General features: G+C 71.7%; 26 protein-coding genes. 5 read left to right on the top strand and 21 right to left on the bottom strand.

The genetic code is table 11. The features are described 5' to 3' along the window. Nucleotides 1-28: 28 nt before the first annotated feature. A complete protein-coding gene (locus WQO_RS29105) occupies nt 29-322 on the bottom strand; it encodes a helix-turn-helix domain-containing protein (protein ID WP_010064058.1) in 294 nt (97 codons plus the stop codon). Between the two features lie 73 nt (nt 323-395). On the opposite strand from WQO_RS29105, the gene map reads away from it, so the two are divergent. Continuing rightward, nucleotides 396-1,163, top strand: coding sequence for a type I methionyl aminopeptidase (map, locus tag WQO_RS29100; RefSeq protein WP_029182685.1), 768 nt, complete (start codon nt 396-398; stop codon nt 1,161-1,163). Nucleotides 1,164-1,196: 33 nt separating this feature from the next. Here map and WQO_RS29095 read toward each other — a convergent pair whose 3' ends face one another. Together WQO_RS29095 and ggt are read right to left on the bottom strand one after the other, a co-directional pair. After that, nucleotides 1,197-1,916: a glycoside hydrolase family 75 protein gene (locus WQO_RS29095; RefSeq protein WP_010064061.1), complete on the bottom strand. Its 720-nt coding sequence runs from the start codon at nt 1,914-1,916 to the stop codon at nt 1,197-1,199. A gap of 81 nt (nt 1,917-1,997) precedes the next feature. Continuing rightward, the gene (gene ggt / locus WQO_RS29090; protein ID WP_010064063.1) at nt 1,998-3,815 is read right to left on the bottom strand and encodes a gamma-glutamyltransferase; all 1,818 of its coding nucleotides are present in this window, start codon (nt 3,813-3,815) and stop codon (nt 1,998-2,000) included. Nucleotides 3,816-3,920: 105 nt separating this feature from the next. Here ggt and WQO_RS29085 point away from each other — a divergent pair, with 105 nt between their 5' ends. From WQO_RS29085 to WQO_RS29075, 3 genes are all read left to right on the top strand, one after another. Then, nucleotides 3,921-4,664, top strand: a complete 744-nt coding sequence (locus WQO_RS29085) for a hypothetical protein (RefSeq protein WP_010064064.1) — start codon at nt 3,921-3,923, stop codon at nt 4,662-4,664. A gap of 172 nt (nt 4,665-4,836) precedes the next feature. Beyond that, the gene (locus tag WQO_RS29080) at nt 4,837-6,045 is read left to right on the top strand and encodes a L,D-transpeptidase (RefSeq protein WP_058954136.1); all 1,209 of its coding nucleotides are present in this window, start codon (nt 4,837-4,839) and stop codon (nt 6,043-6,045) included. A 148-nt stretch (nt 6,046-6,193) separates the two neighbouring features. Beyond that, entirely contained in the window at nt 6,194-7,807 is a 1,614-nt protein-coding gene (locus WQO_RS29075) for a CocE/NonD family hydrolase (RefSeq protein ID WP_058954135.1), read from the top strand. Between the two features lie 32 nt (nt 7,808-7,839). Here WQO_RS29075 and WQO_RS29070 read toward each other — a convergent pair whose 3' ends face one another. The 5 genes from WQO_RS29070 to WQO_RS29050 all read right to left on the bottom strand — a co-directional run bounded on the left by WQO_RS29070 (nt 7,840) and on the right by WQO_RS29050 (nt 11,678). Then, on the bottom strand, nt 7,840-8,736 hold the full coding sequence (locus tag WQO_RS29070; protein WP_010064067.1) for an amino acid ABC transporter permease: 897 nt from the start codon (nt 8,734-8,736) through the stop codon (nt 7,840-7,842). Beyond that, on the bottom strand, nt 8,733-9,377 hold the full coding sequence (locus WQO_RS29065; RefSeq protein WP_006128632.1) for an amino acid ABC transporter permease: 645 nt from the start codon (nt 9,375-9,377) through the stop codon (nt 8,733-8,735). The genes WQO_RS29070 and WQO_RS29065 overlap by 4 nt, the downstream gene beginning before the upstream one ends. 16 nt (nt 9,378-9,393) lie before the next feature. Further along, nucleotides 9,394-10,314 (bottom strand): glutamate ABC transporter substrate-binding protein, encoded by a 921-nt coding sequence (locus WQO_RS29060; protein ID WP_010064069.1) that lies wholly within the window; start codon nt 10,312-10,314, stop codon nt 9,394-9,396. 11 nt (nt 10,315-10,325) lie between these two features. Then, complete coding sequence (locus WQO_RS29055; RefSeq protein WP_010064070.1) at nt 10,326-11,069, bottom strand: amino acid ABC transporter ATP-binding protein; 744 nt, start codon at nt 11,067-11,069, stop codon at nt 10,326-10,328. A 168-nt stretch (nt 11,070-11,237) separates the two neighbouring features. Further along, nucleotides 11,238-11,678: a DUF6278 family protein gene (locus WQO_RS29050; RefSeq protein WP_010064071.1), complete on the bottom strand. Its 441-nt coding sequence runs from the start codon at nt 11,676-11,678 to the stop codon at nt 11,238-11,240. Nucleotides 11,679-11,787: 109 nt separating this feature from the next. On the opposite strand from WQO_RS29050, the gene WQO_RS29045 reads away from it, so the two are divergent. After that, nucleotides 11,788-12,567 (top strand): SDR family NAD(P)-dependent oxidoreductase, encoded by a 780-nt coding sequence (locus tag WQO_RS29045; protein ID WP_010064072.1) that lies wholly within the window; start codon nt 11,788-11,790, stop codon nt 12,565-12,567. Nucleotides 12,568-12,602: 35 nt separating this feature from the next. On the opposite strand, the gene WQO_RS29040 is transcribed toward WQO_RS29045, so the two are convergent. The 13 genes from WQO_RS29040 to WQO_RS28980 all read right to left on the bottom strand — a co-directional run bounded on the left by WQO_RS29040 (nt 12,603) and on the right by WQO_RS28980 (nt 23,455). Further along, nucleotides 12,603-13,349: a Clp protease N-terminal domain-containing protein gene (locus WQO_RS29040; protein WP_010064073.1), complete on the bottom strand. Its 747-nt coding sequence runs from the start codon at nt 13,347-13,349 to the stop codon at nt 12,603-12,605. Between the two features lie 88 nt (nt 13,350-13,437). Continuing rightward, nucleotides 13,438-14,217, bottom strand: coding sequence for an exodeoxyribonuclease III (locus WQO_RS29035; RefSeq protein ID WP_010064074.1), 780 nt, complete (start codon nt 14,215-14,217; stop codon nt 13,438-13,440). 42 nt (nt 14,218-14,259) lie between these two features. Beyond that, nucleotides 14,260-14,913: an MBL fold metallo-hydrolase gene (locus tag WQO_RS29030; RefSeq protein WP_010064075.1), complete on the bottom strand. Its 654-nt coding sequence runs from the start codon at nt 14,911-14,913 to the stop codon at nt 14,260-14,262. A 12-nt stretch (nt 14,914-14,925) separates the two neighbouring features. Further along, on the bottom strand, nt 14,926-16,191 hold the full coding sequence (gene pcaDC / locus WQO_RS29025; protein ID WP_079055606.1) for a bifunctional 3-oxoadipate enol-lactonase/4-carboxymuconolactone decarboxylase PcaDC: 1,266 nt from the start codon (nt 16,189-16,191) through the stop codon (nt 14,926-14,928). A gap of 251 nt (nt 16,192-16,442) precedes the next feature. Continuing rightward, entirely contained in the window at nt 16,443-17,033 is a 591-nt protein-coding gene (locus tag WQO_RS29020; protein ID WP_010064078.1) for an anthrone oxygenase family protein, read from the bottom strand. A 148-nt stretch (nt 17,034-17,181) separates the two neighbouring features. Next, nucleotides 17,182-18,123 (bottom strand): alpha/beta hydrolase, encoded by a 942-nt coding sequence (locus WQO_RS29015; RefSeq protein ID WP_237274178.1) that lies wholly within the window; start codon nt 18,121-18,123, stop codon nt 17,182-17,184. After that, the gene (locus WQO_RS29010) at nt 18,120-18,959 is read right to left on the bottom strand and encodes a beta/alpha barrel domain-containing protein (RefSeq protein WP_010064080.1); all 840 of its coding nucleotides are present in this window, start codon (nt 18,957-18,959) and stop codon (nt 18,120-18,122) included. Before WQO_RS29010 ends, WQO_RS29015 begins: the two co-directional genes overlap by 4 nt. Nucleotides 18,960-19,007: 48 nt before the next feature. Then, nucleotides 19,008-19,709, bottom strand: coding sequence for a phosphoribosylanthranilate isomerase (locus tag WQO_RS29005; RefSeq protein ID WP_010064081.1), 702 nt, complete (start codon nt 19,707-19,709; stop codon nt 19,008-19,010). Further along, a complete protein-coding gene (locus tag WQO_RS29000) occupies nt 19,706-20,851 on the bottom strand; it encodes an acyl-CoA dehydrogenase family protein (RefSeq protein WP_010064082.1) in 1,146 nt (381 codons plus the stop codon). The genes WQO_RS29005 and WQO_RS29000 overlap by 4 nt, the downstream gene beginning before the upstream one ends. Nucleotides 20,852-20,981: 130 nt before the next feature. Next, nucleotides 20,982-21,356 carry an ectoine synthase gene (locus tag WQO_RS28995; protein WP_010064083.1) on the bottom strand — a complete coding sequence of 125 codons (375 nt, stop codon included), beginning with the start codon at nt 21,354-21,356 and terminating at the stop codon, nt 20,982-20,984. Then, a complete protein-coding gene (gene trpA / locus WQO_RS28990) occupies nt 21,343-22,182 on the bottom strand; it encodes a tryptophan synthase subunit alpha (protein ID WP_010064084.1) in 840 nt (279 codons plus the stop codon). Before trpA ends, WQO_RS28995 begins: the two co-directional genes overlap by 14 nt. Continuing rightward, entirely contained in the window at nt 22,172-23,188 is a 1,017-nt protein-coding gene (locus tag WQO_RS28985; RefSeq protein ID WP_010064086.1) for an anthranilate phosphoribosyltransferase, read from the bottom strand. Before WQO_RS28985 ends, trpA begins: the two co-directional genes overlap by 11 nt. Before the next feature lie 3 nt (nt 23,189-23,191). Beyond that, a complete protein-coding gene (locus tag WQO_RS28980) occupies nt 23,192-23,455 on the bottom strand; it encodes an acyl carrier protein (protein ID WP_010064088.1) in 264 nt (87 codons plus the stop codon). Between the last annotated feature and the right edge of the window lie 51 nt (nt 23,456-23,506).

Raw genomic sequence — 23,506 nt, 5'->3', positions numbered from 1 at the left:
CGCCCTGCCCGTTCCGGCCGCCGAGCCGCTACGCGATCAGCGGCACCGCAGCAGGGACCGGAGCCGGCGCCACGGCCGGTTCCGCCGCGCAGCTGCCGAGGATCTCGTCCAGCGAGAGACCCAGCGCGCCGGCGAGGGCCGCCACGGTGAAGAAGGCGGGCGTGGGCGCGCGGCCGGTCTCGATCTTCCGGAGGGTCTCCGCGGAGATTCCGGCGCTCGCGGCGACGGCGGCCATGCTGCGCTCCCCGCGCGCCGCGCGGAGCAGTGCGCCGAGCCGTTCGCCGCGCAGGCGCTCTTCGGGGGTGAGAGGGGTGCGGACCATGGACCCATCCTACTACGGGATGCCATTTCTATACCGTCATTACTATACCGCTCCGACCGGTATAGTAATGGGCATGGTGCACATCAAGACAGACACACAGATCGACGCGATGCGCGAGGCCGGCCGGGTCGTCGCGCAGATCCTCACCCGGGCGCGGGAGGTGGCGGCGGTCGGCGTGACCCCCCGCCGGCTGGACGAGGCCGCCCGCGAGGTGCTGAGCAAGGCCGGAGCCGCCTCCCCCTTCCTGAACTACAAGCCGCACTTCGCGCCCACCCCGTTCCCGGCCGTCATCTGCGTCTCGGTCAACGACGCGGTCGTGCACGGCATCCCGTCCGCCGAGCCGCTGCGGGACGGGGACCTGGTCAGCGTGGACGCGGGCGCCCTCCTCGACGGCTGGGCCGGCGACTCGGCGATCAGCTTCACGGTGGGCGAGGCCCGCCCGGAGGACACCCGGCTCATCGCCACCGCGAACGAGGCCCTGGCCGCCGGGATCACCGCGGCCGTGGCCGGCAACCGGATCGGCGACATCGCCCACGCCATCGGCACGGTCTGCCGCGACGCGGGCTACGGCATCCTGGAGGGTTACGGCGGCCACGGCATCGGCCGGTCCATGCACGAGGACCCCTCGGTGCCGAACGAGGGACGGCCGGGGCGCGGCATGGTGCTGCGGCACGGCATGGTCCTGGCGATCGAGCCGATGCTGCTCGCCGGAGGCCTCGACGAGTTCCGCCACGACCGGGACGGCTGGACGCTGCGGACGACGGACGGCAGCCGGGCCTCGCACGCCGAGCACACGGTGGCGATCACGAACGAGGGCCCGCGCGTCCTGACCGCACTCTGAGCATCCCTCCGGGAAGGCCCGGCCACGGGCGGGCTACGAGCGCCCGACGAACTCCCGGGCCAGGGCCGCTCCCCGGCTCTGCGCCCGCGCGCGGCTCTCGATCGGGGAGATGCGGGAGTTCTTGAACGCGATGTAGGTGACGCCGGACTCGGCGCCTCCGGTCGACGGGTCGGGGTCGATGCCCAGCGACTTCGCCATCGCGTACGACGCCTCGCCGATGATGCCCGTGGGGCCGGTGTCGCCGATCACGCCGTACCGCACCCGGTCCCGGTACACGACCGCCACGACGCTGCCGCCGGTGAGCCCCGACTTCCGGTAGTCCCAGACCTTGCTCGGGCCCGGTACGACCACATGGGGCAGGGCGGCGGAGTCGAGGGGTTCGCCGCGGGAGCTCTGGAACGCGGTCTCCGGCAGGAAGTACGGATCGGTCTTCCGGTTGCACGCCCTGGTCTTCCGGCCGTCGCAGTCGATGTCCATGTCCGCCTTCCAGAACACGGCGTCCCGCGTGCCGCAGACCGGGACCGTGGCCTTCGCGCTGCCGCTGTCGGTGCGGTACCTGCCTTTCGAGATCCGGGAACAGGCGCGGACCTCGGCGAGCAGTTCGGCGGCGGTCACGACACCCGCGTCCGCTTCCGGCTCCTGCGCGGAGCCGGAAGCGGACCCGGAAGCGGACGCGGACGCGGGCGGCGCCGCCGCTCCGAGGAGCGCGGCGCCGCAGACGGCGGATGTCAGGGCGAGCATGCGGGTGCGCATGGTGCGGAAGGACCCTTCCCGTAGGCGAGGGGCCCGTACGGGTCCCCTTGACGACGCGTCCGGTGGCGCACCCCTCCCGTCTCAGTGCCTGCCGCCCGGATGCACCACCATGGCCGAGCCGCCGCCCCGGCGCACCTTTTCCGCCGCCGCCAGCCAGCGGCCGTCGGGCAGCCGCTGCACCCCGGTGGCGGCGCCGATCTCCGGGTTCTGCTTGAAGGCGTGACCGAGCTTCTCCAGCTCCGCGCGGACCGGGCTGTTCCACAGGTCCGGCTCGATCTCGGTCGTCGGCGCGTTGCGCTGGCTGGCGCGCGGCGCGGCGATCGCGTCGACCAGCGGGAGCCCCCGGTCCAGGTGTCCGGTGAGCGACTGGAGCACGGTCGTGATGATCGTGGCCCCGCCCGGCGAGCCGAGGGCGAGCACCGGCTTGCCGTGCTTCAGCACGATGGTCGGGGAGATCGAGGAGCGCGGCCGCTTGCCCGGTCCCGGCAGGTTCGGGTCGTGGACCGCCGGGTTGGCGGGGGCGAAGGAGAAGTCGGTCAGCTCGTTGTTGAGCAGGAAGCCGCGCCCGGGCACCGTGATGGCGCTGCCGCCGGTGGACTCGATCGTCAGGGTGTAGGCGACGACGTTGCCCCACTTGTCGGCCGTCGTCAGGTGGGTGGTGTTCTCGCCCTCGTACGTCGTCGGCGCGGCAGTGCCGCCGCTGCCGCACCGCTGCGGGTCGCGTGGGTCACCCGGCGCCAGCGGACTGGTCAGCGCCTTGTCGTCGCGGATCAGGCACTCCCGGGCGTCCGCGAACCGCTGACTCAGCAGCTCCTTCGTCGGTACGTCCTCGAAGGCGGGGTCGCCGACCCAGCGGCCCCGGTCGGCGAACGCGATCCGGCTCGCCTCGATGAGCCGGTGGAGGTACTGGGTCCGGTCGGCCCGGGAGAGGTCCGTGGACTCCAGGATGTTGAGGGCCTCGCCGACGCTGGTGCCGCCGGACGAGGAGGGGGCCATGCCGTAGACGTCCAGGCCCCGGTAGTTCACCTTGGTCGGGTCCTTGCGCAGGGTCCGGTAGGAGGCCAGGTCCTTGCGGGTGAGATCGCCGGGGCGGACGACCCGGGTGGCGTCCGGGTCGACGGGCGGCTTGCGCACCGTACGGACGATGTCGTCGGCCAACGCACCCCGGTAGAGAGCGCCGACGCCCTCGCGGCCGAGCTTCTCGTACGTACGCGCCAGGTCGGGGTTCTTGAACACCGAGCCGACGACGGGGAGTTCGCCGCCCGGCAGGAAGAGTTTCGCGGAGGCCGGGAAGTCGGCGAACCGGGCCTGGTTGGAGGCCGTCTGCGAGCGGAAGGTGCCGTCGACGACGAAGCCGTCCCGGGCGAGGCGTTCGGCCGGTTTCAGCAGCGTACGCAGGGACTTGGAGCCCCAGGCATCAAGCGCCCGCTCCCAGGTGGCCGGGGTGCCGGGGGTGCCGACGCCGAGGCCGCTGGTCACCCCCTCCTCGAACGGGATCGGCTTGCCGTTCTCCAGGAACAGGGAGGCGTCCGCGCTGCGCGGGGCGGTCTCGCGGCCGTCGACGGTCCGCACCTGGCGCGTCTTCGCGTCGTAGTGGACGAAGTAGCCACCGCCGCCGATGCCCGCCGAATAGGGCTCCGTCACACCGAGCGCCGCCGCGGTGGCCACGGCCGCGTCGACCGCGTTGCCGCCCTTGCGCAGCACCTCGATCCCGGCGGCCGAGGCGTCCGGGTCGACACTGGCGACCGCTCCCCCATGCCCCACCGCCACCGGGGACTTGGGCGGCGCGGGGCGCGACGTGGCGGTCGCCGCCGAGGTCGCCGGGGCGGAGGCCCCGACCGAGGCGACCACGGCGAGTACGGCCAGCAGGGATGTGTTCCGACCGACGGAACGGCGCATACGTACCTCCAGTCAACGGATCTCCGCCGCAGGGTAGCCCCGGGAAACCCGGATCGTCAGGACCGCCTCGAACGGATACCCGAATGACCGATACCATGCGCGCCCATGACGGACGACGTGCGCAACATCGTGCTGGGCGTGGTAGCCGCCGGGATCAGTGCCTCGCTGGGCTGGATCGCCCGAACGTACCTCTGGCGGCGGGGACTCCGCCGCAGACAGGCCTTCTTCGGGCTGCCGACGAACTCCGAATGCCTGCTGGTCGTCAACCGCTACGCGGGCGCCGAGGGTGCGGTGCACCGGCACGACGCCTTCGCCCTGCTCGAACTCTCCGCGCTCATCAAGGACTGCGGGGCCCATGCGCAGATCGTCACCCACGACACGGCCCAGCAGGGGTTCGGGGAGCGTACGGAGTACTGCGTCGGCGGCCCGACGTCCAACCAGCGGATGGCGGCGCATCTGCGGACCCTGCTGCCCGGGATACGGATCAACGTCGAGCAGGACCCGGGGCCGGACCGGGTGGCGTTCCAGGTCGGCTCGGAGCGCTACCGGATGGAGCCGGGCACCGCGGAGTACGTCCTGCTGGCACGCCTGACGGGCGGTCAGGAGTCGCGCCCGGTCTTCCTGTTCTGCGGCCAGCGGGCCATCACCAACCAGGCGGCCACCCGTTACGTCGCCCGCAACTACGACAAGCTGCGCCGCAAGCACGGGAACAAGTCGTTCTGCCTGCTGCTGAAGGTCGTCAACTCCCAGGCGTACGGCCCCGATGTGGTCGAACTGGTCGGCGACGTGACCCGCGAGGCCCAGGCCCCCACCCCCAGCACGCCCGCCTCGCACCGGGCGGGCAGCTGACCGGACCGACCCGCCTCGGCGGCGCAGCCGTGCCCGGTCGGCCAGCCGGCGGGCGGGGAGGCAGGCAGGCGGGCAGGCAGGCCGGCCGGCAGATTTTCCGGTGCACGGAAGGAACCCGACATGGGGGAAATCGCCTCTCCCCTGCTGAGCACCCAGCCCTGGAGGTCTTTCCGTGAGTTCCGCACGCCCGCGCATCCGTCGTTCCGCCCCGGCCGGCCGGAGGACCCGGCTCGCCCTGGCCGGGCCCGCGGCGCTGCTCGCCGCCGCGCTCACCGCGTGCTCGGGCGGCGCTTCGGGCTCCGCCGAGGTGGGCGGGGACGGCAAGGCCCCCGACACCAGCATCACGGTGAACCTCCGGGGCGAGGCGGCGGCGGCCGGCGAGCCGGTGAAGGTGACGCTGGCGCACGGCAAGCTGAAGGCCGTGTCGGTGAAGCCGGGCGAGGGCGGCCCGCTGGCCGGGAAGATATCCGCCGACGGCCGGACCTGGACGTCCGACCGGGTCGCCGCGCCGGGCACCGCGTACACGGTCGAGGCGACGGACGCGGACGGCGGCAGCGACCGGGCGACGTTCGCCACCGCCGAGGCCGAGAAGGTCAACAAGCTGTCGCTGGCGCCGGGCAAGAACACGACCGTGGGCATCGCGCAGCCCCTGTCCGTCGTCTTCGACCATCCGGTGAAGGACAAGGCGGCCGTGGAGAAGGCCCTCAAGGTCTCGACCTCCAACGACACCGAGGGTTCATGGGGCTGGCTGCAGGACTACTCGGGCAAGGACCGTGTCGACTGGCGGCCCAAGGACTACTGGAAGCCCGGCACGAAGGTCACCCTGGACGCGCAGCTGAACGGCGTCGACACGGGGGCGGACGGCGGCTGGTTCGTCCGCGACTACGCGACGACGTTCACGATCGGCGCGGCCCAGGTGGTCAAGGTCGACCTCGACGGGCACCGTCTCGCCCTGCACCGGGACGGGAAGCAGGTCATGGACCTGCCGATGTCGGCGGGCACGCCGGGCGGCGAGAAGGCTTCCTGGCGGGGCACGGCGGTCCTGATGTCGAAGGAGGGCACCATCAACATGCGCTCCGAGACGGTGGGCCTCGGCGACGCCTACGACAAGATGGTCGACTACTCGATGCGGCTGACCTGGTCGGGGATGTACGCCCACGCGGCGCCCTGGAACGCGAACCACTTCGGCCAGGCCAACCGGAGTTCCGGCTGCCTCGGGATGAGCGACGCCAACGCCTCCGCGCTGTACGGGCAGGTACGGGTGGGCGACCCGTTCGAGATCACCGGCGCGGAGTCCAAGGGCACGGTCGCCGAGGGCAACGGCTACGGCGCGTGGAACGCCTCGTGGGCGGACTGGCAGGCCAAGAGCGCCCTGAAGTGACCCGGTAGCGCCCGTTCCGCACGGGGCACGCTACTGACGCCACGTCCAACAATCGTTACCTTCGCGCAACACGCCGAGTAGTTACCAGGGGTAAACAACCGGGGTTACCGTCGGGTCACTTTGCACTGACACGCGTGAGGAGTGACCCGTGGTACGTCCGAAACCGGCACTGCGCACCACCGCTTCGATCACCACCGCCGCCGCCCTGCTCGCCGGGGGCGCGCTCGTCGCCGCGCCCTCGGCGGGCGCCGCCCCCGCCCCTCCCGCCGCGCCCGCGAGCACGACGGGCGGCGACCTGACGTTCCACGACATCCCCGGGTCCGGGGGCATCACGCTCAAGGGCAACGTGTTCACCCCGGCCGGAGCCTCCGCCGGGTCCTCCGCCGGGGCGAAGCACCCCCTCATCGTCTTCCCGACGAGCTGGGCCATGCCTCAGATCGAGTATCTGGCGCAGGCCCAGAAGCTCGCCGACTCCGGCTACGTCGTGGTGAGTTACACCTCGCGCGGCTTCTGGCGTTCCGGCGGGAAGATCGAGGTGGCGGGTCCGCCGGACATCGCGGACGCCTCCGCCGTCATCGACTGGGCGCTGGAGCACACCTCCGCCGACCCGGACCGCATCGGCATGGGCGGCGTCTCGTACGGGGCGGGCATCAGCCTGCTGGCGGCCGGGCACGACCCGCGGATCAAGGCGGTCGCCGCGCTGAGCGGCTGGGCCGATCTGATCGACTCGATCTACAGCGGGCGCACCCAGCATCTCCAGGCCGCCGCCCTGCTCGGCGGCGCGGGTGTCCTCACCGGGCGGCCCAGCGACGAACTGACGCAGACGCTCAAGGACTTCCTCGGCTCCAAGCTGGACAAGGAGCCGGAGATGATCGCCTGGGGGAAGAAGCGCTCCCCTCTGACGTATCTGGACCGGATCAACGCCAACGGTGCGGCGATCATGATGGGCAACGCCTGGGGCGACACCATCTTCCCGCCCAACCAGTACGCCTCGTTCTACGACAAGCTCACCGGCCCCAAGCGCCTGGAGTTCCGCCCCGGCGACCACGCCACCGCCGAGGCCACCGGACTGCTCGGGCTGCCCAACGACACCTGGACGAGCACCCGCCGCTGGTTCGACCGCTACCTCAAGGGCGAGCGCAACGGCATCGACACCGAGCAGCCCGTCCAGCTCAAGTCCCGCACGGACAAGGGGTACGAGGGCTACCCGGACTGGAAGTCGGTCGGCGCGCTGAAGAACCGGATCCCGCTGGACGGCACCAAGAAGGTGTGGGCCAACGTCGACTCCGGTGCGAACGGGGGCATCTCGATCCTGTCCAACGCGCTGGACCAGTTCCTGAAACTGCCGCCGACGGTCTCCGTACCGCTGCTGCCGCGGACGTTCGCGAGCGTGTGGCAGTCGGAGCGGTACGCCACCGAGCAGCGGATCCGGGGGACCTCCACGCTGCACACCACGGTCACCAGCACGAAACCGAGCGGCACCCTCGTCGCGTATCTCTACGACGTGGGGCCGCTCGGCATCGGCAAACTGGTCAGCAACGCTCCGTACACGTTCCACGGACAGACGCCGGGCCGGCCGTTCCCCGTCGACCTGGAGCTGTTCTCCACGGCCTACGACGTCCCGGCCGGTCACCGGCTCGCCCTGGTGATCGACACTGTCGATCCGCTGTACATCGAGCACAACCCGACCGGCGCGCAGCTGACCTTCTCCTCGCCCGGCACGGACCCGAGTCATCTCTCGGTCCCGCTGCGCGAGAAGTGATCACCGACTGCTGCCGGGCGGGTACTGCCCGGCTACTGCCCTCCCGGCAGCAGCGTTCCTGGTTCGGCCGGGGCCACCCCGACCGCTCGGGTCTTCAGGTTGCGCCGCTGCCGCTTGGCCACCCAGGTGGCGAACCACGAGAGCAGCATGCACATCCCGATGTAGATCGGAGAGATCACCATCACGACGGGGATGAAGGGAAGATCGTAGTCGAGATTCGACGCGATCAGCTTTCCGGCGTGGAGGAATTCCTCGTAAGTGATCAGATAGCCCAGTGAGGTGTCCTTCAGCGCGACCACCAGCTGGCTGATGATGGTCGGCAGCATGGCGCGTACCGCCTGGGGCGCCAGCACGTACGTGGTGACCTGGGTCTTGCGCATCCCGAGCGCGTACGCCGCCTCGCGCTGGCCCCGGTCCACGGAGTTGATCCCGGTACGGAACACCTCCGCGAGGACCGAGCCGTTGTAGAGGGTCAGCCCGGCGACGAGGGCGGGCAGCGGCTGGACCTTCAGCGCCACGAAGATGAAGAAGATCATCACGAGCACGGGCATGGCCCGGAAGAACTCGACCAGCAGGGTGGAGATCCAGCGCAGCACCCGGTGTTCGGAGAGCCGGCCGACCGCGAGGACGGCGCCGAGCGCGAGCGAGAGGACCGCCGCGTACGCGAACGCCTTGAGCGTGTTGCCGAGCCCGCGCAGCAGCAGTTCCTGAATGCCCTTGTACTCGAAGGGCGTCCACTTCTGCGCGGTGAACTGGTCGGTGTCGAACAGCAGATAGACGATCCAGCCGAACAGCGCCACGATCAGGACCGTGGAGGCGATCCCGTACATCAGGTGCCGTCTGCGGGTCACCGGTCCCGGGATGTCGTAGAGCGCGGTGGCCTCGGGCAGCGAGGCCCGGGACGGCTTGCGGGTGAGGGTCTTGGTCATCGTGCCACTCCCCAGCGCTTCTCCATCACGTTGAACACGGCGCTGATGGTCAGGGTGATGATCAGGTAGCCGACGGCGATCCAGATGAAGGACCAGATGATGCTGTAGCCCAGTTCGTTGAGCGTCTTGTAGGTGCCGAGGAGTTCGGTGACGCTGAACGCCCCGGCGATGGCGGAGTTCTTCGCCAGCGCGATCAGGGTCGAGCCGACCGGCGGGATCACCGACCGGAACGCCTGCGGCAGGACCACGGTGCTCAGGGTCTGGCCGAAGTTCATGCCGAGGCTGCGGGCGGCCTCGCCCTGCCCCTTGGGCACGGTGTTGATGCCGGAGCGCAGCACCTCGCAGATGAACGCGGAGGTGTAGCAGCCGAGCGCGATGACGGCGAAGAGCTGGAACGGCAGGACGAGCCCGAAGCGGGGCAGGCCGAGCAGGACCGCGAAGAACAGCAGCGTCAGCGGGGTGTTGCGGAGCACGGTGACCCAGACCGTGCCCAGCACCCGGAAGGAGCCGACGGGCGCGACCCGGAAGGACGCCATCAGGAAGCCGAGGACGAGCGCCAGCGCCGAGGCGTAGACGGTCAGTTCGACGGTGCCGAGGAAGCCCTTGCCGTAGAGGGAGAAGTTCTCTGTCAGTACATCCATGGGTGGGGCCGTCCCCTCAGGTCGCCGGGTAGCGGTCGATGGGCGGCGGGGTCGGCGCGGGTGCTCCGGAGAGGCCGAGCGTCGCGTCGTACGCCTTCTTCCAGTTGCCGTTCTTCTCGTTGGCCTCCAGGGCGTCGTTGAGGGCGTTGCGCAGGGCGTTGTCGCTGCGCGGGACGCCGATGCCGTACGGCTCCTCGGAGAAGGGTTTGCCGACGACCTTCATCTCGTCGGGCGCCTTGGCCGCGAAGCCCAGCAGGATCGCGTCGTCGGTGGTGACGGCGTCGACCTGGTAGGTGAGGAGGTTGTCGACGCAGATCGAGTACGTGTCGTACGCGACGAGGGTCGCCTTGGGGTAGTCGGCGGCGATCCGCTGGTAGGGCGTGGAGCCGGCCGCGGAGCAGACGGTCTTGCCCGACAGGTCCTGGGGCCCCTTGATGTCGTTCTCGTCGGTGCGCACCAGCAGTCCCTGGCCGGCCATGTAGTACGGGCCGGCGAAGCCGACGAGCTTCTTGCGCATGTCGTTGATGGTGTAGGTGCCGACGTAGTAGTCGATCTGGCCGTTCTGCAGGGCCGTCTCGCGGTTGGCGGAGGCGATCGTGCGGAAGCGGATCGTGTCCGGTTCGAAGCCGAGCGAGGCCGCCATCATGCGGGCGATCTCGATGTCGAACCCGGAGTAGATTCCGCTCGCCGGGTCCTTCTCCCCCAGGTAGGGCTGGTCCTCCTTGGCGCCGACGATGAGATAGCCGCGCCGCTTCGCCTTGGTCCAGGTGCGGGAGTCGGGCAGTTCGAAGCCGGTGTCGACCTGGTACACCGGCAGGGCCTCGGCCTTGGGCCCCTTGACCGGCGGGCTGCCGTCCTTGCCGCAGCCCGCGGCGAGCAGGAGACCGGCCACGAGGGCGACGGCCCTGCCCGTACGCGTGTTCCTCGTACGCAACATGGAATCCCCCCTCAGTGCTTGAGGATCTTGGACAGGAAGTCCTTGGCGCGGTCGCTCGACGGGGACGTGAAGAAGTCCTCCGGGACGCGGTCCTCGACGACGCAGCCGTCGGCCATGAACACCACGCGGTTGGCGGCGGAGCGGGCGAAGCCCATCTCGTGGGTGACGACGATCATCGTCATGCCGTCCCTGGCCAGCTGCTGCATGACCTCCAGGACCTCGTTGATCATCTCCGGGTCGAGCGCCGAGGTCGGCTCGTCGAACAGGAGCGCCTTGGGATCCATGGCCAGGGCGCGGGCGATGGCCACGCGCTGCTGCTGGCCCCCGGAGAGCTGGGCGGGGAACTTCTCCGCGTGGGCGGCCAGGCCGACCCGCTCCAGCAGTTCCCTCGAACGCCTGTCGGCCTCGTCCTTCTTGCGCTTGCGGACCTTGAGCTGGGCCAGCGAGACGTTGTCCAGCACGGTCTTGTGGGCGAAGAGGTTGAACGACTGGAAGACCATGCCGACTTCGGCGCGGAGCTGGGCCAGGCCCTTGCCCTCCTCGGGGAGGGGTCTGCCGTCGATCGTGATGCTGCCGGACTCGATCGTCTCCAGCCGGTTGATCGCCCGGCACAGGGTGGATTTCCCTGAGCCGGAGGGGCCGATGACCACCACCACCTCCCCGCGGCCGACGGTGAGGTTGATGTCCTGAAGTACGTGCAACTCTCCGAAGTGTTTGTTGACGTCCCTCAGTTCGATCAGAGGATCGACGGCCATGCGCTGCCCTACCCACTTGTCGCTGTGTCGAGGTCAGCGCAAACTATCCATCGCAAAAAGGGACTTCGCACCCGACACGCGTAAATGGCGCAAAAGGCTTTTTAACTGGATTAGACGCGGAGAGCGGGGCGGTCGTGCGGCGGGGACGGGGGGCCGGCGGCTCCCCGCTCAGTTCTCGGCGGACTCCGCGTACACCTGGGAGAGCTCCGGGCTGCCCGCCATCGCCCAGTCGAGTCCGGCCGCGACGACGTCGATCTCCCGCCCGGAGTCCAGCCGCACCACGGGCTGGCCGCTCGGCCAGATGTCCCACGCGGCGCCCGGCACCGTCCGCACGATCACCGTGCCGAGATAGAGGCCGGCGTCGTTGCCGAGCCAGGGCAGTTCCTCGGGGTCGTCGCGCCAGCGGGGCGGCAGCTGGTCGAGCGCGGCCAACGACGCGGGAGAGTCGTCGAGTTCAAGTCCTTGCTGCCCCGCCCGGACGCGCAGCAGTTCGCATTCGGCGAGCAGCTCGGCCACACCGTCGGGGTCCGTCTCGACGGCGGCGGCGAGCGTGCCCGGCTGCGTACCACCCTGACGCTTACGCCAGTTGTCCAAGAAAGGGATGTTCATACCACTAGGGTCCCATCCCGGCCAGGTTCCGCACCACAGGGCGCGCGGCGTTCACCGGTCCCCCACCCCGCCCCGGCCGTGAATCCGAGCGCATATCTAAGGTGCGTACATGAGTGCACAGACCTACATCGCGGAACTGTTCTCGCTGGAGGGCCGGGTGGCGGTGGTCACCGGAGGCAGCTCCGGCATCGGCCGGGCGATCACCGGCGCCCTGGCCCGGGCCGGTGCGAGCGTCGTCGTGGTGGCCCGCCGGGAGGCGGAGCTGCGGGAGACCGTGGACGAGCTGACCGCCGAGGGCTGCCGGGCGGCCTGGGTGAGCGCGGATCTGAGCACCGCCGAGGGGGTGCGCGTGGGGGCGGAGGAGGCCGCGGCGGCGTTCGGGGAGCCGGACATCCTGGTGAACTGCGCGGGGATCAATCTGCGCCCGCCGATGAGCGAGCTCGGCGAGGACGTCTGGGACACCACGATGGCGGTGAACCTGAAGGCGCCGTTCCTGCTCGGGCAGCGGTTCGGACCGGGCATGGCCGAGCGGGGGTACGGGCGGATCATCCACATCACGTCGCAGCAGGCGCACCGGGCCTTCGTGAGCAGCGGCGCCTACGGGGTGTCCAAGGGCGGCCTGGAGTCGCTGACCCGGTCGCAGGCCGAGGCGTGGTCGCCGCACGGCGTCACCGTGAACAGCCTGGTGCCCGGGTTCGTGCTGACCCCACTGAACGCGCGCCTCCAGTCGGACCCGGAGAAGGTGGCATCACTGGCGGCCCGGACGATGGTCGGCCGGAACGGGCTCGCGGAGGACTTCGCCGGGGCCGCGGTGTTCCTGGCGGGGCGATCGTCGGCGTACATCACCGGGCAGTCGTTGTTCGTGGACGGCGGGTTCTCGGTGCACTGAGGCCGCCGTCCACGATCACGGGGTCGCGCGGGAGCTCAGGGATTCTGCTGCCGGAGGGCCCCCGCCGCCTCGCTCACCGCCCGCTCCACCGAGGCGGACACGGCCTCCTTGTCCAGGCCGAGGCCGGTCAGCACGCCGGAGCCGTCCTCGAACTCCAGCAGGGCCAGCAGGATGTGCTCGGTGCCTACGTAGTTGTGGCCGAGGCGCAGCGCCTCGCGGAAGGTCAGTTCCAGGACCTTGCGGGAGTCGGGGTCGTACGGGATCAGCTCGGGCACCTCGTCCACCGGGGCGGGCAGCGCCGCGGTCGCCGCCTCGCGGAGGGCGTCCGGCTCCACGCCCTGCCCGACGAGGACGCGGGCGGCGATGGCCTCGGGTTCGGCGAGCAGGCCGAGGATCAGGTGGGCGGGGACGATCTCGGCGTGCGGGGCGGCCTGGGCCTCGTTGTGGGAGGCGACCACCACGTTGCGGGCGCGCGGGGTGAAGCGGTTGAAGCCCTCGTTCGGATCCAGGTCCGATGAGCCCTCGCCCCTCTTGGGCACGAAGCGCTTCTGGGCGGCCTGGCGGGTGACCCCCATGCTGCGGCCGATGTCGGTCCAGGAGGCGCCGGAGCGGCGGGCCTGGTCCACGAAGTGGCCGATGAGGTGGTCGGCCACGTCTCCGAGGTGGTCGGCGGCGAGGACCGCGCCGGAGAGCTGCTCCAGGGCGTCGTCGTTGGTCTTCTTGATGGCCTCGATCAGATCGTCGAGGCGTACCGAAGGGGTGACGGGAAGAGGCTGCGTCATGTGACAACCGTAGGTTGACACTCAGCGGGTGTCAACCTTGGGTTGTCACGTGCTGCGCGGCCCCTCGCCCGCCTCCGTCCGCCCCTGCTCAGAGGTCGAGGTCGACGACCACCGGGGCGTGGTCGGACGCGCCCTTGCCCTTGCGCTCCTCACGGTCGACGTAACTGTCCTTGACGGCGGCGGTGAACGGTGCGTTGCCGAAGGTCAGGTCGATCCGCATGCCCTTGTTCTTGGGGAACCGCAGCTCGCGGTAGTCCCAGAAGGTGTAGGCGCGGTCGTACTTGAGGGGGCGGGGGTGGACCTCGCTCAGGCCCTCCGCCTCCAGGGCCGCGAGGGCGGCGCGCTCGGCGGGCGTCACATGCGTGGCACCCTCGAACAGTGCCGGGTCCCAGACGTCCTCGTCGGTCGGGGCCACATTGAAGTCACCCAGGACCGCGAAGGGCAGGGCCCCCGCGGCGTCCGCCGCCACGGCCTTCCGCAGGGCCTCCAGCCAGCGCAGCTTGTAGGCGTAGTGCTCGTGCTCGACCTCGCGGCCGTTGGGCACGTACACCGACCAGAGGCGCAGCGGGCCGCAGGTCGCCGAGATCGCGCGGGGCTCCTGCACGCCGTCGTACTCCGGGCCGCCGGGCAGCCCGGTGACGACGTCGGTGAGACCCACGCGGGAGAGCAGCGCGACCCCGTTCCACCGGCCCGTGGCGTTGACGGCGGACTCGTACCCCGCCTCGCGCAGGGCTTCGGCGGGGAACTGCTCCGCCGTGCACTTGGTCTCCTGGATGCACAGCACATCGGTGCCGCTGCTCTCCAGCCAGGCCAGAAGCCTCGGCAGCCGGGCGGTGATCGAATTGACGTTATAGGTGGCGATGCGCATGGCAGCCAACCTAGCCGCTCCCACTGACAGCGGCCGCCGGGCTCACAGCTCGGTGGTGCCGCCCGGGGCCAGCCGGCCGTGGTCCGCGCCGCCCAGGGCCCCGATCTGGTTGTCGTAGACGGGGCGGGCCAGATCGGTCAGCAGAGCGTCGTGGACGTCGATGGCGCGCCGCGGCTTCACCTCGCGTACGTAGTCGATGACCTCGGAGATCTTGCTCCAGGGGGCCATCACCGGCAGCAGCAGCGTGTCCACGGGGCGCTCGGGAACGGTGAGCGCGTCGCCGGGGTGGAAGACCGAACCGTCCACGAGGAAGCCGACGTTGGTGATCCTCGGGATGTCCGGGTGGATCACCGCGTGCAGCTCGCCGTGCACGGTGACGTCGAATCCGGCGGCGGAGAACGCGTCCCCGTCGCCCACGGTGTGCACCCGGCCCGGGAAGGCGGCCGAGAGCTGCTCGGCGACGCTGCGCAGCGTCCAGATCTCGGCCGCCGGGTTCGCCTCCAGACCCGCGCGCAGCCGCGCCTCGTTGAAGTGGTCCGGGTGCTCGTGCGTCACCAGCATGACGTCCGCGCCGAGCGCCGCGTCGTCCTCGGAGAAGCCCCCGGGGTCGATGACCAGGACGCGCCCCTCCTTCTCGATCCGGACGCAGGAGTGGGTCTTCTTGGTGAGGGTGAGTACCCCGGGCGATGCGTTCATGGCCCCATCCTGCTACGCGGGCGGCGTGGTTTCCTCCTGGATCACCTTCTGCGCCAGAGCGAAGGCGGCTCCGGCGGCCGGGATGCCGCAGTAGACGGCGGTCTGGAGGAGAACTTCCTTGATCTCGGCGGGCGTCAGACCGTTGCGCAGGGCGGCCCGGGTGTGCGCGGCCAGGCCCTCCAGGTGGCCGGAGGTGACGAGCGCGGTGAGCGTGATGACGCTGCGGGTGCGGCGGTCGAGGCCGTCGCGGCTCCAGACCTCGCCCCAGGCGTACCGGGTGACCAGCTCCTGGAAGTCCTCGGTGAAGACGTCGGCCGTGTCGTTCACCGCGTCGACATGGGCGTCACCCAGCACTTCGCGGCGCACCTTCGTGCCCTGCTCGTACCGGTCGTCCGGGGTCGGCGCGACGGCGTCGGGCGTGGCGGCGGCCGGGGCGATCTCGGCCACGGGGACGAACGGCGTGCTGGGGGCGGCGGGCGCGGCGATGTGGGGCAGTACGGGGATCGCGGCCGAGGTGTCCTGCTGCCAGGCGGTGGAGAAGTGCATCAGCAGCAGGTCGCTGACGGCGGCGGGCTGCTCGACGGGCGCGAGGTGGGAGGCGCCCGGGACGAGCGCGAGGCGGGCGTCCGGTATCCCGGCGACCAGTGTGCGGGCCTCGGCGGGCCCGGTGACCTGGTCCTCCGCCCCGACCAGCACGAGGGTGGGGACGCCGATCCGGCCCAGCGCTCCACGGATGTCGAACGCCGCGAGGGCCTCGCAGGCGGCGATGTAGCAGCCGGGGTCGGTGGTGCGGACCATCTGCACGGCCCATTCCACGATGGCGGGCTGGGCCGCGGCGAAGCCGGGGGTGAACCAGCGCTCGGGCGCGGTGCGGGCCATCGGCTCCAGGCCGTTGGTGCGGACGATCACGCCGCGCTGGCGGAACTCGTCGGCCGTGCCGAACCGGGGCGAGGAGGCGACGAGCGCCAGCGAGGCCACCCGGTGCGGGTGACGCAGGGCCAGGTCCGCGCCGACCGCCCCGCCGATCGAGCAGCCCGCGTAGCCGAAGCGCTGGACGCCGAGGCCGTCCAGGGTCGCGAGCAACCGGTCGCCCAGCTCGGCGACGGAGACGGCGGCGTGGGCGGGCGCGCCGCCGTGGCCGGGCAGGTCGTAGCGGAAGACCCGCCAGTGCTGGGACAGCTCGGGTATCTGGCGATCCCACATGTGCCACGTCGTGCCGAGCGAGGGCCCGATGACCAGGACCGGGGCGTCCTCGGGCCCGTCGAAGCGGTACTGCATGGATTCCGTCGGCTTGTCACTCACCGTTCACACGCTCCCACATCTCTCCGGGCCGGTAACAGCCGGGGGCGGGACGGGGACCCCGCCGCGCCGAGCGGGGTGGAGAAAAGGGGTGCGTGGCACACACAGGTGATTCCCCTGCACCGAACGAACAGAGGAATCATGCTGTGCGAAAGCAAATCCACCGGAGTGGATGTGAATATGGTGCGCGTATGCAAGGGAAAAGGTGAAGCGATTACTCGGCTTCCCCGTTATCCGAGCGCCGACGGGGTTTCCGGCTTTCCGTACCGGAGCAGAGCGGCACAGAGAGCGCCCAGACTCAGGACGCAGAAAAGGGTCCGGAATACGTTCACCGGCACCCATACCGCTTTGAAATCGTCGATCACCGCGTGGACGTCCTGGGCGGACGCGGGGTCACCGAGCGCCGCGAGGTCCGCGTTGAGAGGAAGGCTGACCGCGACGGTGACGACGAGCACCAGCAGATAGCAGGCTGCCGCGACGGCCAGCGGCAGGGCCACCGCGCGGCGCTTGCGGCGGAAGGCCACGATCGCGGCGGCGACCGTGAGGCCAAGCGTGGCGAGGAAGACCAGGCCGAACAGCGCGCTGCCGTCGATCGCCGCGTTGAACCGCTGCATGGCCGCCGCGTAGGCGGTGTCGTCCAGCTCGGCCAGACCCGGCATGACGGAGATGTCATAGGCGAAGAACAACCCCGCCATCAGCCCCGTGCAGAGCACCGATGCCACGAGGAGCGGCGCGGTGATCCGGTCGCCGCCGGGCGGACGGCCGCCGGGCCGGGCCGGGCCCGTCGGGTAGGGGGCGGCGTGGGGAGGGTAGTGGCTCATGTCGCAGTCCTGTCGATCGGATGGACTCTCCCGGGCGGTTGCGCGCGGTGCGCGCCGCGAGACGCAGCGTGCGCACGGCGCGCGATCATCCCAGCAGGTTCAGGGGCCAAAGGTCCATACCTCACACGCTCACGCGCATACGCGCGCGTCACCCCGGGCCGTCGGAGGAGGCCGCCAGACACTCTTCGAGAAACGCCAGCGCCCGTGCGTGGTAGAGCGGGGCGGCCAGTCCGAGGCTGAGGTTGTGTCCGGCCTCCGGCAGGCGTTCGACGGCCGGGCGGTGCGTGCCCGTGAAACTGGCGGCCACCGCCGCCAGTTCGTCCCGGTCCAGGCGCCACCAGCCCTCGTACGCGCCGAAGGTGAGCCGCACCGGGCAGCGCACCCGGGCGGCGGCAGCGGGGAACCGGGCGGGCCACCGCCCCGTCTCCGCCTCCTCCGCCGCCGGAACCTCGCGGAGCAGGGCGCGGCTGGCCCGGAAGGTTCCGCCCGGATAGAGGCGCAGCGGACCCCAGTTGAGCTCTCCCGCCCCACCTGCCAGCGTGTCCGGGAAATGGGCGGCTGCCGGTGCGTAGTGCCAGCCACAGCCGTTGAGGTCGAGTCCGAGCAACCGGTCGAGGGGGGTCGCACCACTCCAGGACTCCCCTGCCAGGTGCAGGGCGGTCTTGCCGCCGTCGGAGTGCCCGAGCAGGAAGAAGCCGGCCCCGACCGGGTGATGGTCGGCATAGTCGGCGAGCGCTCGGCGCAGCAGCCCGGCCTGTTCGGCGAGGGGGAGACCGTGCGGGAGAGCGGCCCGGGACAGGCCGTAGCCGGGCCGTTCCACCGCGAGGACGGTGTGACCCAGCGAGGTGGCGAGAGCGAGCAGCGAGGTGTGCGGGGCGACCGGACCGGCGAAGTATCCGGGTGACATGGCCCGGCCGTGAACAGCTACGAGCACGGACCTGGTCGCCCCGGAGGCCGGTGCGGCCCGCCAGGCGCCGAGGCGGCATCGGCCGTGGCCCAGCACGATCTGCTCGACCCCGGCCGGGGCGCTGGCGTGCCCGGCCGGGGCGACGTCCGCCGTGGCCACCGGCCCCGTCGGAGCGGCACTCACGCGGGCACGCCCTCGGCCTCGCCGGCGGGAGTGGCCGGGGGCACCGTCCCGCCGGCCACCGTGCCGGGCACGGGGGCGGGGTGCGGCAGCACCGGTGGTGCCTCGACGGTCAGCGGTACCACGACGTGCCCGGTCTTCCCGGTGCTCGCCGCGCGGTGGGTGTCGAACTCGGCCAGCCAGGCCTCGACGCTCGGGGCACGCAGCAGTGAGGTCCCGATGAGCAGGCCCCGGTAGCCCTCGGCCAGCAGACCGGCCGCGGTGGCCGGGCTGCTCACCGCACTGGCGCTGACGGGACAGAGCGTGCCCGCGGCCCGTACGGCGGGGAGCAGCGCGCGGCTGCGGTCCAGGTCCCCGGCGTCCCGCTCGCGTGCGGTGATGTCCTTGTTGTTGACCGCGACGACGCAGTCCCGCGGGTTCGGCAGACCGATCGCCTCCTCGGCGTCTGTGATCTCCACGAACGGAGTCAGCCCGTGCGCCTGGCACTGGCGGGCCAGGTCGTGCAGGGACTCCCGGGGCAGCAGCGCCGCGGTCAGCAGAACCGCCGAGACGCCCGCGTGGGCGGCGGCGGTGATCTGGTCGCGACGCGTCACGAAGTCCTTGAGCAGGACCGGGACGTCCACGCGGGCGGTCACCTCGTGCAGCATGGCGGCCGACCCACCGAACCACCGGCCGGTCACGACGGACACGCACGGGGCTCCCGCCTGCTGGTAGGCGGCGGCGACATCGCCGGGAAGGCGGCCCCGCAGCAGGTCGGCGCCGTGTGCGTCGCGGGACTTCACTTCCATGATCACGGGGCGCTCCGCGCCGAGGAGCGCGGAGAGGAAGGACTGCGTCATCGGGCTTTCCTCACGGGGTGTCGGGCTTCTCTCACGGGACGGGAGGCTTCAGGGCGCGGCCGCGGAAGTGCCGGTCCAGGCGCGGTCCAGGGCGGCGACCCGGACCGGGTCGAGAGGGCCGCCGTCGGTACGGGCGGCGTTGTCGATGTCGACGCCCCGGTAGCCGGGATGAGCGGCGAAGGCCCGGCCCGGCGCATCGGCCTCGCCGAGGCCGCCCGCCAGGACGAACGGCCGGGGAAGGGCGGGGAGCAGCGACTCCAGCGCCGCCGCCGGCACGCGGTGGCCGGTGCTGCCGACCGCCCCGCCCCGGGTCGCCGTGTCGACGAGGAACAGGTCCGCCCCGGCGCGGGCGTACGCCGAGAGGAAGGGCCGCTCGACGCACACCCCGTCGAGCACGTGCACGGCCTTGACCAGCACCGCGTCGGGCATCGCCCTGCGCAGGGCCGCCACGGCCGCCGGCGGCTGGTAGGCGTGGAGCTGGATCCAGCTCACCCCGGCGGCGCGGGCGGCAGCGGAGATCTGTTCGGCGTCGTGCAGGAAGGTGACGAGCACCGGCTCGGCCCGGCCCGCCGTGCGGACGGCGTCGGCCACGGCCGTGAGCCGGGTGCGGGTCAGGTCACGGGCCCCGTTCTCCACCCCGTACCAGAGGCCGACGAGATCGGCCCGTGGTGCCACGGCGGCGGCCTCCTCGGGAGAGGTGGCCCCGCACACCTTGAGCAGCGGCCGGCGCGCTCCGGCCGGGGCGCTCATCCGCCCAGCCCCAGGGTCGAGGCGACGTGGTTGTACTGGATGTCGTTGGTGCCGGAGTACAGGGTGCCCGCGACCGCGGCACGTACCTCCTTCTCCAGTCCGACCTCGGTGAGGTAGCCCGCGCCGCCGAAGACGCGGACCGCCGAGAGGCTGGTGGCCAGTGCGGCCTCGCTGGCGAGGATCTTCGTCATGGCGAGGTCAGCGGTGACGTCCTCGCCCGCGGCGAGCCGCTCGGCGGTGTCGTAGAGCCACTTGGCGGCGGTCTCGGTGCGTATCTTCATGTCGACGACGCGGTGCGACACCGCCTGGTAGTCACCGATGGGATGGCCGAAGGCCCGGCGTTCCCGGGCGTAGGCGACGGTGCGCTCCAGCCGGTGGCGCATCTCGCCGAGCTGGACGGTGAATCCGAACAGGATCTCGCGCTTCATCACATGGTCCAGGACGAGCAGTCCGCCACCGGACCGGCCCAGCACCCGGTCGGCGGGTATCCGGCAGCCGTCGAGGTGGAGGGTGGACAACGGGGCGGTACGCAGGCCCATCTTGGCGGTGGGCCCGCCGACGGAGAGCCCGGGGGTGTCCCGGTCGACGAGGAAGGCGGTGGTCCCGAGCGGCCCGCCCTCGGGGCGGGTACGCGCGTAGACGACGAAGACGTCGGCGATGGGTCCGTTGCTGACGAAGGCCTTGCTGCCGGTGAGGACGTAGTGCGTGCCGTCGCGCTCGGCACGGGTGGTCATGGCCATGGCGTCGGAGCCGCTGTCGGGTTCGGTGATGGCATGCGCGCCGATCAGCTCGCCCGAGCAGATGCCGGGCAGATACCGCTCGCGCAAGGCGTCGCTGCCGAAGGCGGTGAGGGGTACGCCGGTGCTGGCCATCGACGTGGTGGCGCAGAAGTTCAGACCCGACTCCCGGCAACTCTCGCCGAGGGTCTCCAGGACGTGCAGGGTGGTGAGGAGGGACTGGCCCGCACCGCCCCACTGTTGGGGGAACGGCAGTCCGAGGACGCCGCTGTCGGCCAGAGACCGCCAGCGGCCGGGTTCGAAGGCGGACCGGGCGTCCGCGTCGATATGCCCCTCGCTCAGGATCTTGCCCCACTGGGCCATGCCTGCGCAGAGCGCCTGCTGGTCTGCGTCGCGGTTCCTCATGGCGGACCTTCCGTACGGGCCGTGCGGGTGGCCTCGGTCGATGGCGGGCGGGGAGGTGACGGCGGTGTCCCGTCCTCAGGTCGGCGGGCGCCCGCGGTTCAGGCGCCCGTCGGGTGAGCGGCGGTCCGGCCTAGTAGGCCGAGGAGACGCCCTCGGCCAGGCTGTGCACCTCGTCGCCTCGGAGCGCCGGGGCGAAGACGCAGACCAGACGCAGGTCCTCGTGCGGCGAGGCGATCAGGAAGTGCGGGTCGTTGTTGTCGAGCGAGTAGAGGACGCCCGGAGTCAGCGGATGACTGGTGCCGTCGAGTTCCACCACCTCGCCGGAGCCCTCGATGCAGTAGCAGGTCTCCAGGTGGTTGCGGTACTCCAGGCGGGACTTGGTCCCCGCCCGCACCGTGGTGTCGGTGACGCTGTAGCCCAGGCCGTCGGCGTCCAGGATGAATCTGCGGCTGAGTCCGTTGCCCCAGTCGACGGTCTTGACGGTCTCGATGTTACGGATGAGCACGGGTGTCCTCCTTCGGACGGGTGGAGAGGGGACGGCCGAGGTCGGCGAGGAAGGAGCGGTAGCCGTCGACCGGGTCGGACCCGGCCTCCAGTGCCCGTTCCAGCGCGGCAACTCCGGCGGAGCCGACGATCGCCGCGTCCGCGCCGCTGCGGGCGACGGAGAGGAGATCCTCGGCGGTGGACACCCCGAAGCCGACGGCTATCGGGGAGACGGTGAGGTCGCGCAGGGAGGCGACGAACGGCGCCAGAACGGCGTGGCCGCCGTCGGGCGTTCCGGCGCCGCTGCGCCCGTAGCGCGCGACCAGGTAGAGGTATCCGGAGGCGTGGGCCGCCGCCTCGGCGACGGTGGCCGGTGAACTGGCCGGGTAGCAGGTGGTGACCTCGGGCAGGTCCGCCGCGCGCAGCGCCTCGTGGTGGGCCTGCCGCAGCCGGGGCGGCAGGCCGTGGGCCAGCAGGGCGTCGGCGCCGCTGTCCGCGACGGCGCGGGCGTACTCGGCGGGCGCGGCGGTGCGCAGGCTGTGGCTCCAGTCCGCCAGCACCGCGATCCGCAGCCGCTTCAGCCCCGGTCGTACGGCGGCGACGAAGTCCAGGGTCTCGCGCAGGCCTGTGCCCCGGGCCAGGCCCCGGCCGGCGGAGCGGCGCACCACGGGCCCGTCGGTGGGTGAGTCGGGGAAGGGAACGGCCAGTTCGAGGCAGTCGACGCCCGATGCGTCCAGCAGGGCGACGAGGTCGGTGAGGACGGGCAGCGGCGGGTCGCCCGCGTTGAGGAAGACGGCCAGGCCGAGTTCCTCCCGCGCACGGGCCCCGGCGAAGAAGTCAGCCGGCACGGTCCGCCCCCCTCAGCCGCTCCACCAGGTCGAGCGCCGCCCCGTCGTCGAGCGCCGCGCCCGCCTCGGCGACTGCCTTCGCCCAGTCGTCGCGGTGTCCGGAGGCCAGGGCGAGCGCCGCCGCGTTGAGTTGCAGGGTGGCGCGCAGGGGCCCGCCCGCGCGGCCGGTGAGAACGGAGCGGAAGTGCTCGGCGGCAGCCTCCCGGGGGACGGGCGCCAGATCGTCGGGGGTTCCGCCGGCGGGGACGAGTTCGCCCGCGCGGAGCGTGCATGTACCGCCGTCGGGGAGGTGGATCGTGTTGTCGCACATGCTGAGCAGTTCGTCGGCGCCCAGCGGGTTGGTGACCAGCCACGTGACCGGGCTGCCGGGCCGGGACGCGAGGGCCCGCAGGGCGGGCGGGACCCGGCCTCCGCTGACGCCGGTGACCTGCGCGGAGACCGGGACCGCCGCGAGGAACGGGCCCAGGGTGTTGAGGAAGCGGCCGAACACCCGCATCGGCGTCGGCACGGCCAGCAGGGCGAGCCTGGCCAGTTGGACCGGGTAGACGAACGGTCCGGTGAAGGCGATGCCGTGGGTGTCCAGGTGACGGGATGCCTGGTCGAACGAGGTGGCGAACGGGGCGCCCAGCCGGTCCAGGAGGTCGATCGAACCGGTACGCGCGGTATGGGCGCGGGAGCCGGACTTGACGACCCGGACCCCGCAGGCGGCGGCGACCAGCGCGGCGCCGGTGGACAGGTTCACGGTGGGCGGTCCGCCGCCGGTGCCCACCACGTTGACGGTGCCGGCCCACGGCGTCGCGGGCCGCGCCGGCCGCCGCCGGTCCAGCGCGTCGACCATGGCGAGCAGGCTGTCCTCCTCGGGCAGGGCCGCGGTGAGCGAGGCGAGGAGCGCCAGCGCGTCACCGCGGTCCAGCGCGCCGTCGGCCAGCGCCTGCCACAGCGCGTCCCACTGCTCGGGGCCGGCCGGGGCGCGCCGGTCGACCACCGGGACGAGAGCCGGGTGCACGGCTCAGCCCCCCGTGGCAGCGATGCTCTGGGAGCGCGCGACGTAGGCGTCGATGGCGTTGACGCTGCGGAAGTTCTCGGGGTCGAGGTCGGTGTCGCCGACCGCCAGCCGGAAGTGGTGCTCGACCCAGGCGATCAGCTTGAGGACGCCGAGGCTGTCGATCGCCCCGTCGGCCAGGAGGTCCAGGTCGGGCGGGAGTTGGGAGGGGGTGAGATCGGGAAGGAACTCCCGGACGATGTACTCGCTGATCTGGTCGGCGTTGCTCACGGAATGCTCCTTGGCGGGTTGTTCGTGAAGGGGCCTCGGACAGCGCGGGAC

Source organism: Streptomyces globisporus C-1027 (genome assembly GCF_000261345.2).
Lineage (GTDB): Bacteria > Actinomycetota > Actinomycetes > Streptomycetales > Streptomycetaceae > Streptomyces > Streptomyces pakalii.
The sequence above is the reverse complement of the archived record's forward strand: the minus strand, read 5'-3'. Positions and strand labels throughout refer to the sequence as shown.

Coding starts and splice junctions, on each gene's coding strand:
- WQO_RS29105 (WP_010064058.1), bottom strand. CDS start 322: ATGGTCCGCACCCCTCTCACCCCCGAAGAGCGCCTGCGCGGCGAACGG.
- map (WP_029182685.1), top strand. CDS start 396: ATGGTGCACATCAAGACAGACACACAGATCGACGCGATGCGCGAGGCC.
- WQO_RS29095 (WP_010064061.1), bottom strand. CDS start 1,916: ATGCGCACCCGCATGCTCGCCCTGACATCCGCCGTCTGCGGCGCCGCG.
- ggt (WP_010064063.1), bottom strand. CDS start 3,815: ATGCGCCGTTCCGTCGGTCGGAACACATCCCTGCTGGCCGTACTCGCC.
- WQO_RS29085 (WP_010064064.1), top strand. CDS start 3,921: ATGACGGACGACGTGCGCAACATCGTGCTGGGCGTGGTAGCCGCCGGG.
- WQO_RS29070 (WP_010064067.1), bottom strand. CDS start 8,736: ATGACCAAGACCCTCACCCGCAAGCCGTCCCGGGCCTCGCTGCCCGAG.
- WQO_RS29065 (WP_006128632.1), bottom strand. CDS start 9,377: ATGGATGTACTGACAGAGAACTTCTCCCTCTACGGCAAGGGCTTCCTC.
- WQO_RS29060 (WP_010064069.1), bottom strand. CDS start 10,314: ATGTTGCGTACGAGGAACACGCGTACGGGCAGGGCCGTCGCCCTCGTG.
- WQO_RS29055 (WP_010064070.1), bottom strand. CDS start 11,069: ATGGCCGTCGATCCTCTGATCGAACTGAGGGACGTCAACAAACACTTC.
- WQO_RS29050 (WP_010064071.1), bottom strand. CDS start 11,678: ATGAACATCCCTTTCTTGGACAACTGGCGTAAGCGTCAGGGTGGTACG.
- WQO_RS29045 (WP_010064072.1), top strand. CDS start 11,788: ATGAGTGCACAGACCTACATCGCGGAACTGTTCTCGCTGGAGGGCCGG.
- WQO_RS29040 (WP_010064073.1), bottom strand. CDS start 13,349: ATGACGCAGCCTCTTCCCGTCACCCCTTCGGTACGCCTCGACGATCTG.
- WQO_RS29035 (WP_010064074.1), bottom strand. CDS start 14,217: ATGCGCATCGCCACCTATAACGTCAATTCGATCACCGCCCGGCTGCCG.
- WQO_RS29030 (WP_010064075.1), bottom strand. CDS start 14,913: ATGAACGCATCGCCCGGGGTACTCACCCTCACCAAGAAGACCCACTCC.
- pcaDC (WP_079055606.1), bottom strand. CDS start 16,191: ATGCAGTACCGCTTCGACGGGCCCGAGGACGCCCCGGTCCTGGTCATC.
- WQO_RS29020 (WP_010064078.1), bottom strand. CDS start 17,033: ATGAGCCACTACCCTCCCCACGCCGCCCCCTACCCGACGGGCCCGGCC.
- WQO_RS29010 (WP_010064080.1), bottom strand. CDS start 18,959: ATGACGCAGTCCTTCCTCTCCGCGCTCCTCGGCGCGGAGCGCCCCGTG.
- WQO_RS29005 (WP_010064081.1), bottom strand. CDS start 19,709: ATGAGCGCCCCGGCCGGAGCGCGCCGGCCGCTGCTCAAGGTGTGCGGG.
- WQO_RS29000 (WP_010064082.1), bottom strand. CDS start 20,851: ATGAGGAACCGCGACGCAGACCAGCAGGCGCTCTGCGCAGGCATGGCC.